Genomic DNA, 12,605 nt, shown 5'->3' on the forward strand with positions numbered 1-12,605 from the left:
AAGATGGTATAGTTACGGGAAAACAGTGAGTTATGAAACTACATGACGACGTCCACAATTATTACGAAAAGTTGGTATTAGAGGAAATCGATCACCAACAATTGCAGCATATGTATGACAGCGATACACTAGCAGACTTATGTTGTACGGTGCTCAATCAACTTCCACCCCGCTATATTCGCTTTGATGTTGACATGGCATTTTACCTATCCACAGCTGAGGCTGAGCAAATGCAGGAGAAGGTTGAGGCCGCCGTAAAAGTAGCCTTAAGCCTAATCGCAAAGCGAGGAAGTCATGCCCAAACCCGAGAACAATCTCGATAACGCACCAGAAGAAGTAAAATTAGCCGTAGACCTAATCATGCTGTTGGAACAAAACGACATTGAACCAAGTACCGCGCTCGCGGCACTGGATATTGTGCGCCAAGATATGCAAAGGCGATTACAATCAGACTGAGTCGTCTAATCTAAACCGCGTCACCTGTCCTCGCTTGCTTTACCTTGAAAAAGCGACCCATTAACATAAGTTCGGGTCGCGCTTAAGCGCATCGTGCTCAAGCTTAGCCAGCTCTGCGATGAGGCCATCAATTAACCCCATAGCCTGTTCCGGGTGTTCACCTTTTAATATCTTATCCGCTTGCTCCGCTAACGCTTGAAGCTGCTCGAAACCAAACATTGCAGCGCTTCCTTTGAGGGCATGAACAGACTTACCAAGCCCGATCAAGTCCCCATATCTGGATTGGTTTTCTAGCTGCACCCGCTGCTCAGCCAACCCTGATACATAGTCATCGCGAAGAGCCTGCATATCCGATTCAGGCAAATCAATATCAACAAATTGCTCCGGCAGTGCGAGATAGTGGGCAATCTTTTTAGCAAACTGCACTCTGTCGATGGGTTTACCAAGGTGATCCGCAAATCCAAGCTTTAAATATCGCTCAATTTCATGGCTCATGGTATTCGCCGTGAGTGCAATCACCGGCGTAGTACATCCCGTCGCTTGCAAAAACGACAGTGCTTGCTCGCCATCCATAATGGGCATTTGGATATCCATCAACACTAGGTCGAAGTCTCTTTCCAACGCCTGAGTGACAGCTAACTGCCCGTTTTCGACCCAAGTCACCTGCAATCCCATGCGCTCCAATATACGCTGCAGCAATTTGGCATTATCACGGTTATCCTCTGCCAACAGTACATGGCCATGCAGCTCACTTTGAGCGATACAGTCCTCACTATGCTCATCCGCATTGAGCGCTTTGCTGTAGCTCTCTAACCATTGCGTTTGCTCGGTTGTTTTAAGCGCCAAATCGACAGTAAAAGCGGTGCCCTGCCCCTGAATACTCTGCACGTCAATGTCGCCACCGAGTTTGCGCGCCAAGCTCTTTGATATATTTAGGCCCAACCCAGTGCCACCGTATTTACGTGAAGTGGAAGAGTCCGCCTGATAGAAGGCTTCAAATAGCTGAAACTGTTCTTGCTCGCTCATGCCAATACCGGTGTCTTTTACGGTGATAATAAGGCGCTCATCCTTTGCTGCAACATCAATATTAATGCTGCCAACACTGGTAAATTTTAAGGCGTTGGCGGTTAAATTTAACAATATTTGTCGCAACCGAGTGGCGTCAGTGTAGATATAGTCCGGCAATGGAAAGTGGTAATGCAACGAAAATCCCAAACCTTTATCGCGAATTTGCTTACCAAGAATAGACTCCACTTGGCCTATGGCGCTAAATAAGTGCGTTTTCGCGCTTTCGACCTCAAGACGGTTTGCTTCTATTTTCGACATGTCGAGAATATCATTGAGTAAACCAAGCACATGGCGGGCGTTTTGTGCGATCACATGAGTCGCTTGGCTTTGCTCATTCGCTTTTACATCCCCTAATAACAGCCCTTCAGCGTAACCAATGATAGATGTCATAGGAGTACGGATCTCATGGCTCATGTTCGCCAAAAAGCGAGTTTTTGCTTCGCTGGCATCCCGTAGCTCAACCGTTAACGCCTGCAACTCACCCGTACGCTCTTGCACTTTTGCTTCAAGGTTTTTCGTTAATTCAACATTGGCATCATTAATCAGTCTAAACTTGTCGGCCACGGCAAAAGCGAGTAACAACGCATCCAACGCGGTACCGATTAAACCAAGGTGATACAAATTAATATTGACCGAAGGCAATAGCCCAAGGTTAGTTAAGTTGCCCACCATATTTGGTAGCGCCATACACATGTAAGCCAAGACAAAATAACGGGCTGGTTTGTAGCCTTGCATTATTCGTCTAATACCAATGTAAAGCCCTAAACACAGCGCTATCGCGGTCGCAAATGTGGCCCAAATAAACCCAGCTCCAGGGGAGAGCACACTTATTGGCAAACCAATTAACGAAACCCATGAGAAGATTAACGCACCTCGGGCAAACCGTGGATGGGTCTCATTAAGCTTGAGCAGGTGGATGTAAAATAGGGTATTAGCCAAAGGTGTTAGAATAAAGCCAAACCAGTGCAGAGCGGTCAAGTCGATGGTAAAAAGCTGGCTCGGAATATGAAAGAAGTGACTCCATGCAAACACCCAGGCGGCAGTAAAAAATGCATAGTAAAGATGGGTTTTGTCTTTCGAACCTAGATAAATCAATAAGTTATAGAGCCCCAGCACAATACCCACACTGAAACACAGCATCATGATGAGGTTTTCCCAAATCGCTTGCTGCTGATAGTCACCCGGCGTAGATAGCTTTATCTTGGGTGGGGTATAAAATGCAGCGCTATGAAACTCGGTCACGATAATTACCGACTCATCTACCGGCAGGGTGAGTGTTTTCCCATAGTGAAAAGCAAACTCATACTGACCGCGCTCACCGCTTTGATAAAGCGTGCTTCCTGATTGCGTAAATACCTGCGTATTAATGACAGATACCACGCTATTATAGGGGGCATACACCCACTGCTGCTGCGAAGACTGATTGGTAACCTTGTAGACGCTAACGTAACGCCCACCAAATAACTGCGGACGCTCTACTTTAGGCTGCTGTTCGAGCCAGCTAAGTAACTGTTTTTTTGATGTCGGTAATTGAGCTGTTTCGCTGATGCGATAATAATGGGGTGGCGCGTCAAAATCCACGGAACTCTGTGTTACCACCACGTGCTGCAAACTCGCCGAATGTGTCTGGGCACTTATCAGCAACAGTAACCCCATCAATACCTGTATTAAGTGCCTCGTCACAACAACCTCAAGGATCTATCTTAAAAATGGAAGGTTACATCCAAACCTACACGCCGGCCCTCGCCCTTGAAGTCTTCATACATTCCTAGAAACTCGCTGAGATCGAACTTTAAATGGCTGTAGTGTGTATCAAACAGATTTTTTGCCCATAACCTTGCTTGCCATTGCTGGTAATCGGCCACAATATGCGCATCCCAGAGCGTATAATCGCCTTGAGACGCAATAGGGTTTTCGTTTTGATCAAAATAATAATCGGATTGGTAATCAAATGACACCCCCGCCCTCATATCGACGTTGGTCCATGCCCACGAGTAAGCGAGTGCACCATTGATATTCCACTTAGAGGTAAATGGCAACCTATGGTCCGTCAAGGTGTTGCCTAGGGGATCTGTATATTGCTCAAACTCTGCATTAGGAATATAACCAAGTGCCAAGTGTGCACGCCAGGGCCCTTTAGGGCGATAGTACATTGCCAGCTCTGCTCCGCTAATACGCGAACTAGCGACATTTTCTAACAGTTGCAAAGGCGGCTGCTGTGGGTTAGCTGAAGCTTGATTCATGAAGACTTGTTGGTCGTCGTACTGATAGTAAAAAATAGCCACATCAAAACCAAATCCTGAGCGCATTACTGGCGTTTTAAACCCTACCTCATGGGCACTAAGTTGCTCTGGTCCATAGTTAGCCTGTTGCGCCTGCTCTGGCGTAGATAAGAAACCGCCATTGTAGCCCCCGCTCTTGTGGCCGTCTGAATAACGATAATAATAAAGGTTATCACGGCTATCATTATAGTGTAGCGCCAGCTCCGTAGAAACGCCGTCATCATCTTGCTGTCCACTGACTTGGTAATAATCAATGGTGATACCGCCTTGAGGGTCTGCGGCAATCGGCACATTGAGTGTGGAAACTGAATCATACTCGACAGTTTCATCGCTGTAGCGTATCCCAGTAATCAATGCCCAACGCGGCGATAACTGCCATTGGGCATGAGCAAACAGTGCCCAAGAGCGAGTGTCTATCTCGTTATCGTATAAAAAATTAGCCGTCAGGCTCGGGTCTAAGATGCCGCGAAGATCACGCAGCAAATCATTGTTATTTAACTGCTCTATTTGCTCGGATAACTGATATGCACCCAAGGTGATATGATGCTGCTGATATTGCCCTTGCAGTCTTAATTCGTTGCTCAAGCTGCGTGTCTGCAACCCGAGGTTTCCTTCGCATAACCGCGCGAGCGAGCCATCGCAATTAAAACCATGGTCGCGCTCAAGGTCGCTCACTCCCAATAACCAGAGCGCTTGCCAGTGAGTGTTCACTTGCCAACCTAACTCATTAGTCAGTCCCCAACGGGTGGTTTCATGAGCATTGTTGTTGTTTACCTTCACCGCCCAAAAGTCATCGCTGCCATCATTAAAACCAAATGCGTCGACACACCCACCTTGGTTAATTTGGGCCAATGTACAAGGTGAGCCATCGCTGGGAGATAAAATTCCAATGTTTCCGACAGGCTGTGTTAGCCCCTGCCAGCGACTGTACTCAACTTTAGTAAACCAATTGAGCTGTTGCCACTGCCCTAAATAACTAACCCGGGCGTCATTTTGCTCAAGGCCGGCTTCGGGGTAAGCTTGGGCAAGGTTGTAACTGGTGTAATCATATTTCTGATGATTTAACGCAACTCGCAAAGCTTGCTGTTCGGACACCTGCATATTCCCCACCAGCTGCGCTTGACGCCAATCATCACTGCCGATAGCGCCTTTGACGTAGCCGTAGTTATCGAACTCCGGGCGTGCAGTGCGCACTAAAATAGCCCCCCCGGTGGTGTTACGGCCGAAAAGCGTACCTTGTGGCCCTTTCAGAACCTCCACTTGCTGTATATCGTATAGGTTAGCAATTTGATGGCTGGCAGAGCCGCTGTTTACCCCATCAACATACAAACCGACCGGAGAAGTATTAGCAGTATTGTAATCAATCAGCCCGACACCACGAATATTAATGGCCGGCGGTGTGCCTTCAGCGGCATTTTGCGATATTTTCACATTTGCCGAGAACCGTCCTAACTCGGTGGTATCTTTGATAGCCGCATCCGTGAGCTGTTGCTCGCCGATATAGGTAATCGATACACCGACTTCACTGGCTTGCTGAGCCCGTTTTTGCGCGTACACTTCGATCACTTCCATCTGCTCATCAGCTGAAGTTTGTTGAGCCTGTGCGACCGTCGTACAAGCAAAAGGTATACACAGCAGAGTCCGCTTAAGTTGCCAAGTCATTTTTTTATAACGCATTAATTTAATTATTGATCTTAGTATAGAAGAAACCTCGTCATAACAGTAGCGTGTTACCAAGGTAAAAAGCCGCGCTCACCACTAATATGGGTTGGCACACCGGATAGCGCCCGTGCTGTTTGCATGCCAGCCATCACCGCCGCCTCCACACAACCGGCATTAACGCCGGTGCTAATCCAATCCCCGGTAATGTAGAGGTTGCTAAAGTCGGTTTCTTGCGTATGCAAACGGTACTGACTCGTGCCTGTTAACGACAACACATAGCGCTCGCTGGGGTCGAGGTTTACACGCCAATATTGATAATCAAAACGTTGCTCACCCTGTGCGCTCGCAGGAGCATACAAAGTATGCCATTGGAAGCTTTCACTATCGCCAGCTTCTGGCCACAACCAATGCATGCTGTGCTTGAGTTTGTCGAGGCAATTGTTTTTCACGTTTTGCAATTGCTGCTGCACAAAGCCCGTGTCGCTCGCGGGGGGGAAATCAGCGCACGTATACGCGCTGCAAAAGTACGCGACATTAGCTGGTTGATTATCCTCTGGCCACTGTTCCCAAGGTAATAGGTGTGCCATCGCGGCCCAGGTGTCGAAGGGCTTGGAAAATGCGCTGAGGATAGGCGGTTTTGTCGATGCTTGCCAACCTAGCTGCCGGTCGTCTTTATTTAGCCACAGCTGCATTGCTTGGGTAGCCACGGTGCCAAGCTCCTTAACACTCGTCGCTAACCGAGTGTCTGTTGCTAAAAGCGCTGGCGCTATATGCTCCATGCTTGCCACTGATACACCACATATCACCTGATCAAAATCCACTGCGCGCTCAAGGGTAATACGCTCAAGCGGTACAGAAAAATGACGCTCATACACCGCCTCCCAGTCACTCCAATGTGACTCAAGGTTTATGTTGTGGGTCTTTAATAGTTGCGCTTGTTCTGCGTTGATTTGGGTATATAACGGCTCGCTTGGCCAGCAAGGTAAGCCGTGGATATCCACCAAGGGATGATAATCTGGGTGCTTAAGATCAACTTGCTTGCACAACTCAATTTTTTGCACAAAGCGCCCGCTACTGTCGGGATACAATTGTTGCACCTGATGAAAAAAGGCAAATTTCACACCGCGCTGCTTTAATAGCTCGTAGATGGGCGCAAAAATAACATCGCCCATTCCCGCTTGCATCTTCCACATTACGCCGCCACGGTAACACAATAGAATTCTTAGGATAGCCAAGGCTGCGACCCCCGCCTCCACATTCGGTTTGCTAAAATCGCCACCTTGGTAACCAAACACTAAGTCGTAAAACCCTCTTACTGGAGCACTATCAACGCTAAAGTGTGGGTCTGCACCATTATCGCTAAGCCACTGGCGTAAATCACGGTCATTAATGCTGGCAAAGCCACGTTCATGAATTTTGTCGCGAATTAAACCAACTAGCATGGCAATCGCTAAATCGGCACAAATATAAGCTTGACGCAGCTTCGCATTGTCATCGAGTAACTCACGAACTTCCTCACGCAGCCAGCGCTTAAGCTTACGAACAATATACCAAGTTCCCAAACGGTCCGACTTGTGGCTAAAACTTTCGTCGTTAACACGCAAATTGAGTAATGCACTAAGCTGCTCTAATAATAACCTAGGGTTAGAAACAACCTGCTGCGCATCTTGGCGTAGCTCGGTGTAAAACTGACTTACCTCCAAAGTGATACTGCTGAAGGTACTTTGTACTTGCTCCATAATGCTGGCTAAAAGGTGCTGATCACGCTGCTTCCGAGTGGTGAGTACAGGTTTATGTGCCAGCTCATGCTCTATATCGTCGACAAACTTCTCCAGCCAGGCGACCAAAAGCCGAGCAATTTGCCAAAAGTGTAAATCTAAAGTGCCTGTACTAGGGTTCCCCTCGATTCGTGGAAATTCAATGGCCCAAGGCTGCCATTGGCCGTTAATATACTCTTGTAAGGCGATAACGTCGTGGGGTTTAAATGCCTGTTGCCACGTTGCCATAGGGTGAGTCGCAGGTCTATCCAGTGCTTGATAAACTCGCTCTATAGTGCGGAACGAATTTACATAGGCGCCAAACCAAACATGCAAGCCATGCTCTTCAATACGTTGGCCCATACGCGCGTTGCGACCACTGGCACCTTTGCCACCCAAACGCCAGCCTTGTTGGTACACCGTTATATCAAACTGTTGTTGCCAATTGGCTTTCTCCGTTAAATACACAGCGGCGGTCATAGCACTGACTCCACCACCAAGAATCGCGATTTTTTGCTGCTCAGACATAGCCTTGCTCCACAATTACCCTTGCCCCAGCCTGCTCAAAGTCCATACTGACGTAATAAGGCAGCCGCGCCCATTGTTTACCTGTAGCGATACCAAAGAGTTGCTGCATTGGAAACGCATCAAGATGGCGAATATCAACCTCATACTCCCCTTCTAATAACCCCACCTCATGAATCGCATTGATGGTTGAGGGCGAGTGCAGCACGGCGCTGTAAAGACTGTTTTGGGCCATTCCATCCGGGCATTGTTTAAACAAAATTTGGTCTAAATAAGGGTGTGTAACCCCGCCTAACAACTGTTTGATGAGCTCTTTGCTCAGGTGCGCCCCTTGCGCTCCTTGCGACAATAACTCGGCTATTTCTTTAGTCGTCTCATACGCTTCGCTTAGCCAATTGTCATTATCATCCACTCTACGAACCCGTAATAGCTCATGCCAGGCCATTTGCGTGTTTGGGTGGTAAGGTTGAAAGGTTTCTAGTTGCAGCGAAAAGTCACTGTTTGCCTGCTTATTCTCGGGCATGCTGTAGCGACATAAATATTTGTTATAACCCCAAATCTCGCGGCCATTAATCAAAGCATTAATGTTATTTACACAAATAAAGGCAGGAAACCAATATAGATGCAAAGCGCGGTCATCACCCTTTGCTTGTTTGACGACAGGCAACCAGATGATGATATCAGTCTCTTGCATCCAGCCATATTCACTAAAGGGCGCCTGCAACGAAGCAATGCGGGTGATATCAGTAAAGCTTAGTAACGGCGATGAGCCCAGTACTTTAAAAAAGTAAGGTGAGGAGTCGATTGAATTCAACGTGGTATCAACAAAGTGCTGCATTTTTTGCTCACAGCCTGCTAAGAAAAAGCCGAACATGCGCGCATCTTTCATGCCACACGGCGGTTTGGCGATGGGGTTTGAAGGGTAATGAATATAAGGTAAAGCCATCCTACTCTACTCGCTGGTTTTGTTCTTTTAGGCCCAAAAGTTAGGGCAACGCGTGCACCGAGTATAGATGGCTTTTTATTTGTTCACATTATTTAAACAAGTACGTTGTTAAATTTTCTCGCCCAACTTAAACAAGACGAACTCACCAGGTTGCATTTTTTGCCAACGCTCATCATTGGTTAATGGCCGCGTTGCGATGACCGTCACTATGTCATCAGGTGTGGTTTCCTGTTGAAAGTTAACCACCATATCAGCATCAATTAGCGTGGCTTTACCAAAAGGTGCGCGGCGAGTGATCCAGTGCAAATTGTTAGTACAATACGCCAGTACAAACACACCATCGGTTAGCAGCATATTAAATACGCCTTTTTCTCTTAGTTGGTGCGCCAGTTTGGCTGCGTAACGAAAAACACTCGCCATATTGCTGGGTTTTGTGGGGTACTTTTCACGAATTTTGTCGAGCAACCAGCAAAACGCCAGCTCACTGTCGGTATTACCAACAGGACGATAGTAAGAGGGCTTTAAATCACTGTAGTCTGAGAGCTGACCATTGTGCGCGTAGGTTATCTCCTTACCCCACAACTCGCGAGTAAACGGATGGGTGTTTTCCAAGCAAGTTCGTCCACGATTCGCTTGACGAATATGACTGATCACCGACTTACTTTTTATGGGATACGCACGCACCAGTTTGGCTATTTCTGACTCGCTACTCGGCAATGGGTCTTTAAATGAGCGACACCCTTTACCCTCATAAAACGTGATCCCCCAACCATCTTTGTGCGGGCCCGTATTTCCACCACGCTCTAACAAGCCGGTAAAACTAAAACAAATATCTGTTGGTACGTTGGCAGACATGCCAAGCAACTCACACATTTAACACTTCCCAATAAAATCAAAGATAAACTAGCTTAAGAACAAGCATGTTTTGGTATTCAAGCTGCGCAACTAGTAGTAAGGGGTTATTCGCCAGCTTTCTATACTGCTATTATTTCACAAAAACGCCAAGGGGTTAAAAGCCAGAGCCAAATTCAAATTTTCCCCTGCTTATCTGGCTGCACTCTTACCACTTGATTATTGAATAAATAACGAGAAGGCAAGGTGCACAGCCCATTTTAAAATGATCAGACTTACGCCATTATTACCGTTTGTACGTACTAGATTGAGCATAAAACGAGTAGAGCCTATCACCTTTGTTATCATCGACTAAAATTTGTCAGTGATAAAAGGTGCAAGCACCCTATAATTAGTCCAAGAGGGCTTGCAACCCTAATTGAGTAACGCTAATCTAGCTGCTAGTGGTCAGACCTCTAACAAGGAATCAGATTATGACACTTCTTTTTTTTATACTTGCGCTTATTGTGGTGCTGTCTTACGCCAGTTACCATCGCGCCAGTTTTAATACCTGCCTCGGTCTTGCCGTTGCAACAATGATTGTCGGCACCATTGCCGGTGGTTTTGGTATCATTAGCTGGCTTATCTTTTTAGTTATTGCCGTGCCTCTGTCTGTAACGACAGTTCGACAGCAATACCTCGTAAAACCTCTTTTTGCGGCTTTCAAAAAAGTCACCCCGACGATGTCAGATACCGAAAAGTCAGCCATTGATGCTGGTACTACATGGTGGGAAGCGGATCTTTTTTGTGGTCGTCCTAACTGGAATAAACTACACCAGTACCCCATTCCAAAGCTGAGCGCTGAAGAGCAGGCTTTCCTTGATGGACCCGTGGAAGAAGTGTGCGGTATGTTTAGCGATTGGGAAGCAACCCACGAGCTTACCGATTTACCGGAAGAGGTTTGGCAATATCTGAAGGACAATAAGTTCTTCGCCATGATCATCAAAAAAGAATTTGGTGGTTTAGAGTTCTCAGCTTACGCCCAATCATGTGTGCTGCAAAAGCTCACCAGTAAGTCGACCTTGTTATCGTCAATTGTCGGTGTACCTAACTCATTAGGCCCGGGCGAGCTACTTCAGCACTATGGAACCAAAGAGCAAAAAGACCATTACCTCCCTCGTTTGGCTAAAGGTGATGAGATCCCATGCTTCGCACTGACCTCTCCCGAAGCGGGTTCTGACGCCAGTGCCATTCCTGATTTTGGTGTGGTCTGTAAGGGTGAATTTAACGGCGAAGAAGTGACTGGTATTCGCTTAACTTGGAACAAGCGCTACATCACACTTGCACCGGTCGCGACAGTGCTTGGTCTTGCTTTTAAGCTACGTGATCCAGACGGCTTGCTGGGCGATGAAAAAGAGCTCGGCATTACCTGTGCGCTTATTCCAACCGATATGGAAGGCGTAAAAATTGGCCGTCGCCACTTCCCTTTGAATGTGCCGTTCCAAAATGGCCCAACCCAAGGCGAAGACGTTTTCGTGCCATTAGACTACATCATTGGTGGTCCAAAAATGGCTGGTCAAGGCTGGCGTATGCTGGTTGAGTGTTTGTCGGTTGGTCGTGCTATTACCCTACCGTCAAATTCAACGGGCGGCATTAAATCGCTTGCTGTTGCTACTGGCGCTTACAGCCGTATTCGCCGCCAATTCCGCCTACCCATTGGCAAAATGGAAGGTGTTGAAGAAGCCATGGCGAAACTGGGTGGTTACGCCTATGCCAGTGATGCAGCGGTCAGTATGTCTACCGGCGCGGTTGATTTAGGTGAAAAGCCATCTGTCATTTCAGCCATTTTGAAATATCACCTGACCGAGCAAATGCGTGAGTCCACCATGCATGCTATGGATGTTCATGGCGGTAAAGGCATTTGCCTAGGGCCAAATAACTACCTTGGCCGAGGTTATCAAGGTGCTCCTATTGCGATCACCGTAGAAGGTGCCAATATCCTCACTCGGAACATGATTATTTACGGTCAAGGCGCGATTCGCTGTCACCCGTTTGTGTTAACCGAGCTGAATGCCTGCAGTATCGAAGACAGCAATGAAGCTTTGGATGTATTCGACAATGCCCTAATGGGCCATATCGGCTACACCATTTCTAACTTGGTACGTACGAAGTGGCTAGCATTAACCGGAGCGCGTTTTACCAGCGTGCCTTATAAAGATGAAACCACAGAGTTTTATCGCGATGCGGCGCGTTTCAGTGCCTCTTTGGCGCTGATGTCTGATATTTGTATGGCGGTGTTTGGTGGCTCACTAAAACGCAAAGAGCGCATCTCTGCACGCCTTGGTGACATGCTAAGTTACCTGTACTTAGTATCAGCGACTTTGAAACGCTACAACGACGAAGGCCGCCGCAAAGAAGATTTGCCATTAGTTAAATGGGCCTGTCAGGAATACTTGTATCGCTGTCAGCGTGCGCTGGCTGATTTAATCAATAACATGCCCTCAGTGTTTTTGCGCGGTGTGCTTAAGGTTATTTTGTTCCCTTGGGGCCGCCCAGTGCGCAAGCCAACCGATAAGCAAGAGCATGTTATTGCCCAGCTACTGCAAACGCCTAACGAGACTCGTGAGCGCTTGTCACAGCATATCTTCTTAACCGATGGCCCACACAGCCTACTCGGTAAACAAGAGCAAACACTACGCAACATTCTTGCTGTGGAGCCGTTGTTCGATAAGGTATGCCGCGCGACGGGTAAAAAGCTGCCCTTCACTCAGCTTGATAAGGTTGCACAAATGGGCCTTGATGAAGGCGTGCTCAGTGAACAAGAAGCCCATCAATTGCGCGATGTCGAGCAGCAACGTTTGGATGTGATCAACGTTGATGACTTTGATCCCGCCGACTTACTCGCGGGTAAAGCCGCGCGCAGACGACCAAACAAAAAGGCGTCTGCTGCTTAATAATTTGTGCACAATTGCACTTTTCCACGACACCAAGCCAGCATATGCTGGCTTTTTTATGGCTGTTGCAAAATTTGCTAACAATTTGCACCTAAAAAAGACCCTGCCTAGCCTTGCTTTTCCC

The 12,605-nt window shown here is 47.4% G+C and carries 8 protein-coding genes; 3 read left to right on the top strand and 5 right to left on the bottom strand.

Annotated elements, in window-relative coordinates; all coding sequences use genetic code 11:
* The first annotated feature begins 32 nt into the window (after positions 1 to 32).
* Entirely contained in the window at positions 33 to 323 is a 291-nt protein-coding gene (locus tag MHM93_RS13220; RefSeq protein ID WP_239449403.1) for a late competence development ComFB family protein, read from the top strand.
* Positions 295 to 456 (top strand): pleiotropic regulatory protein RsmS, encoded by a 162-nt coding sequence (gene rsmS, locus MHM93_RS13225; RefSeq protein ID WP_022946725.1) that lies wholly within the window; start codon positions 295 to 297, stop codon positions 454 to 456. Before MHM93_RS13220 ends, rsmS begins: the two co-directional genes overlap by 29 nt.
* Positions 457 to 516: 60 nt before the next feature.
* On the opposite strand, the gene MHM93_RS13230 is transcribed toward rsmS, so the two are convergent.
* From MHM93_RS13230 to MHM93_RS13250, 5 genes are all read right to left on the bottom strand, one after another.
* On the bottom strand, positions 517 to 3,207 hold the full coding sequence (locus MHM93_RS13230) for a 7TM diverse intracellular signaling domain-containing protein (RefSeq protein WP_239449404.1): 2,691 nt from the start codon (positions 3,205 to 3,207) through the stop codon (positions 517 to 519).
* A 20-nt stretch (positions 3,208 to 3,227) separates the two neighbouring features.
* Complete coding sequence (locus MHM93_RS13235; protein ID WP_239449405.1) at positions 3,228 to 5,483, bottom strand: TonB-dependent receptor; 2,256 nt, start codon at positions 5,481 to 5,483, stop codon at positions 3,228 to 3,230.
* A gap of 53 nt (positions 5,484 to 5,536) precedes the next feature.
* Positions 5,537 to 7,753: an NAD(P)-binding protein gene (locus tag MHM93_RS13240; RefSeq protein ID WP_239449406.1), complete on the bottom strand. Its 2,217-nt coding sequence runs from the start codon at positions 7,751 to 7,753 to the stop codon at positions 5,537 to 5,539.
* Entirely contained in the window at positions 7,746 to 8,696 is a 951-nt protein-coding gene (locus MHM93_RS13245; protein ID WP_239449407.1) for an acetoacetate decarboxylase family protein, read from the bottom strand. The genes MHM93_RS13240 and MHM93_RS13245 overlap by 8 nt, the downstream gene beginning before the upstream one ends.
* Positions 8,697 to 8,804: 108 nt before the next feature.
* Entirely contained in the window at positions 8,805 to 9,569 is a 765-nt protein-coding gene (locus tag MHM93_RS13250; RefSeq protein WP_022946720.1) for a class II glutamine amidotransferase, read from the bottom strand.
* A 452-nt stretch (positions 9,570 to 10,021) separates the two neighbouring features.
* On the opposite strand from MHM93_RS13250, the gene fadE reads away from it, so the two are divergent.
* Entirely contained in the window at positions 10,022 to 12,481 is a 2,460-nt protein-coding gene (gene fadE / locus MHM93_RS13255) for an acyl-CoA dehydrogenase FadE (protein ID WP_022946719.1), read from the top strand.
* The last annotated feature ends 124 nt before the right edge of the window (positions 12,482 to 12,605 follow it).

Origin of the sequence: Pseudoalteromonas sp. MM17-2, assembly GCF_022347945.1 — a bacterium.
In the GTDB taxonomy this organism is placed as follows: Bacteria; Pseudomonadota; Gammaproteobacteria; order Enterobacterales; family Alteromonadaceae; genus Pseudoalteromonas; species Pseudoalteromonas ruthenica.

Excerpts from the sequence above, each read along its gene's own strand:
- MHM93_RS13220 (WP_239449403.1), top strand. The coding sequence starts at position 33 with ATGAAACTACATGACGACGTCCACAATTATTACGAAAAGTTGGTATTA.
- rsmS (WP_022946725.1), top strand. The coding sequence starts at position 295 with ATGCCCAAACCCGAGAACAATCTCGATAACGCACCAGAAGAAGTAAAA.
- MHM93_RS13235 (WP_239449405.1), bottom strand. The coding sequence starts at position 5,483 with ATGCGTTATAAAAAAATGACTTGGCAACTTAAGCGGACTCTGCTGTGT.
- MHM93_RS13240 (WP_239449406.1), bottom strand. The coding sequence starts at position 7,753 with ATGTCTGAGCAGCAAAAAATCGCGATTCTTGGTGGTGGAGTCAGTGCT.
- MHM93_RS13245 (WP_239449407.1), bottom strand. The coding sequence starts at position 8,696 with ATGGCTTTACCTTATATTCATTACCCTTCAAACCCCATCGCCAAACCG.
- MHM93_RS13250 (WP_022946720.1), bottom strand. The coding sequence starts at position 9,569 with ATGTGTGAGTTGCTTGGCATGTCTGCCAACGTACCAACAGATATTTGT.
- fadE (WP_022946719.1), top strand. The coding sequence starts at position 10,022 with ATGACACTTCTTTTTTTTATACTTGCGCTTATTGTGGTGCTGTCTTAC.